The 2,288-nt window shown below is 29.6% G+C and carries 1 protein-coding gene; it reads left to right on the top strand.

Features of this window, described 5'->3' with window-relative positions; genetic code table 11:
- Window positions 1-50 precede the first annotated feature (50 nt).
- Window positions 51-2,288 (top strand): valine--tRNA ligase (locus PKV21_10015; protein HOM27821.1); only part of this gene is annotated, 2,238 nt, incomplete at its 3' end.

Here is a 2,288-nt window from a genome sequence, read left to right as displayed (position 1 = left end):
TATGGTAATAAATGAATTAAGTGAAATTATTTATTTAGGAGAAAAGTAAAATGGAAAGTAAGTATAATCCCCTTGAGATAGAAGAAAAAATATATAAAATGTGGGAGGAAAATTCTTATTTTTATGTTAAAACTGACAATAAAAAAGAAAAATATGTTATAGTTATTCCTCCTCCAAATATTACCGGATTTTTACATATGGGTCATGCTCTCAATAATACCATTCAGGATATCTTAATAAGATGGAAAAGAATGGAAGGATATAATTCTCTCTGGGTTCCTGGCACAGACCATGCAGGAATAGCAACACAGAATGTTGTGGAAAAAGAACTGGCTAAAAAAGGTCTGACAAGGAAACAACTTGGAAGAGAAAAATTTATAGAAGAAGTTTGGAAGTGGAAGGAAAAATATGGTTCAAGAATTATTTTTCAATTAAAAAAACTTGGTGCTTCATGTGACTGGACAAGAACAAAATTTACAATGGATGAAACTTTATCAAATGCTGTCAAAGAAGCGTTTGTAAGATTATATAAAAAGGGTTTAATTTATAAAGGGAAAAAAATAATAAACTGGTGTCCAAGATGTGAAACTGCTTTATCTGATGAAGAAGTTGAATATAAAGATGAAAAAAGTAATTTATATTTCATAAAATATCCTCTTTTACGAGGTGGATTTATTGAAGTTGCAACTACAAGACCTGAGACAATGCTTGGAGATACTGCTGTTGCCGTAAATCCAGAGGATGAACGTTATAAAAATCTTATAGGAGAAAAGGTAAAATTACCTTTTGTGGAGAGAATTATACCTATAATTGCAGATGATAAAGTAGAAATTGAATTTGGCACAGGAGCAGTAAAAGTAACTCCTGCTCATGACCCCAACGATTTTGAAATTGCTCAAAGACATAATCTTGACTTTATTTTAATAATGAATGAAGAAGGAATTATGAATGAAAATGCGGGAAAATTTAATAAAATTGATAGATTTGAGTGCAGAAAATTGATAGTGGATGAACTTAATAAACTCGGATTATTATCTAAAATTGAAGATTACACAAATAGAGTAGGGCACTGTTATAGATGTGATACAGTAATTGAACCATATCTTTCAAACCAGTGGTTTGTTAAAATGAAACCTTTAGCAGAACCAGCAATAAAAGTTGCAGAAGATGGAAAATTAAAATTTTATCCTGAAAGATGGAAAAAAGTTTATTTATACTGGCTCTATAATGTTAAGGACTGGTGTATAAGCAGACAGATATGGTGGGGACATAGAATACCTATCTGGTATTGTAAAAATAACTGTCCTCCTATTGTTGAAAAAGAAGAATTAAAAAAATGTCCTTACTGTGGAGGTAAAGATTTAACTCAAGACGAAGATGTTCTTGATACATGGTTTTCATCCTGGCTATGGCCATTTTCTGTTTTTGGATGGCCTGAAAAAACAAAAGACCTTGAAATCTTTTATCCTACAAATACTTTGGTAACTGCACAGGAAATTCTATTTTTCTGGGTTGCAAGAATGGTTATGGCAGGTCTTGAATTTATGGGAGATATTCCTTTTGAAAATGTTTATATTCACGGAACAGTGAGAGATAATACAGGAAAAAAAATGAGCAAGTCACTTGGAAACGTCATTGACCCTGTGGAAATAATTGATAAATATGGAGCAGACAGTTTAAGATTCAGTTTAATTTCTCTTACTGCGTTTGGACAGGATGTTTTTTTATCTCCAAATTTTCATATAAAGGGAAGAAATTTCACAAACAAAATATGGAATGCATCCAGATACTTATTTAAAAGGTGTGAAGAATTAAACATAGAAAATATCAATTTTTTAAAAGATAAAGAAAATATTGACTTTCCAGAAAAATGGATATTAATGAAACTTGATGAAATAGTAAAAAAAACAGGTAATTCTCTTGAAAAATTCTATTTTAATGAAGCATTAAATAATCTTTACGATTTTTTCTGGCATGATTTCTGTGACTGGTATATAGAAATTTCAAAGGTATATAAAGAAGAAAATTATATAGAAAATATTGTAATTCCCATTATTTTTGAAGTTTTAACTGTTTCATTAAAACTCCTTCATCCATTTATTCCTTTTATCACAGAACAAATCTGGCAAAACTTAAAAAAGTATATTAAATTTGAAAGTGAAAGTATAACTGTAAGTAAATGGCCTGAATCGAAAAACTTTTATGATAGGGAAACGTTTGAAAAATTTGAAAGGATAAAAGACATAGTAATTGCTATAAGGGATATAAAAACAAGATTTAAAATTTCT

This window comes from bacterium (assembly GCA_035371905.1).
In the GTDB taxonomy this organism is placed as follows: domain Bacteria; phylum Ratteibacteria; class UBA8468; order B48-G9; family JAFGKM01; genus JAMWDI01.
This window is presented reverse-complemented; position numbering and strand designations above follow the sequence as displayed.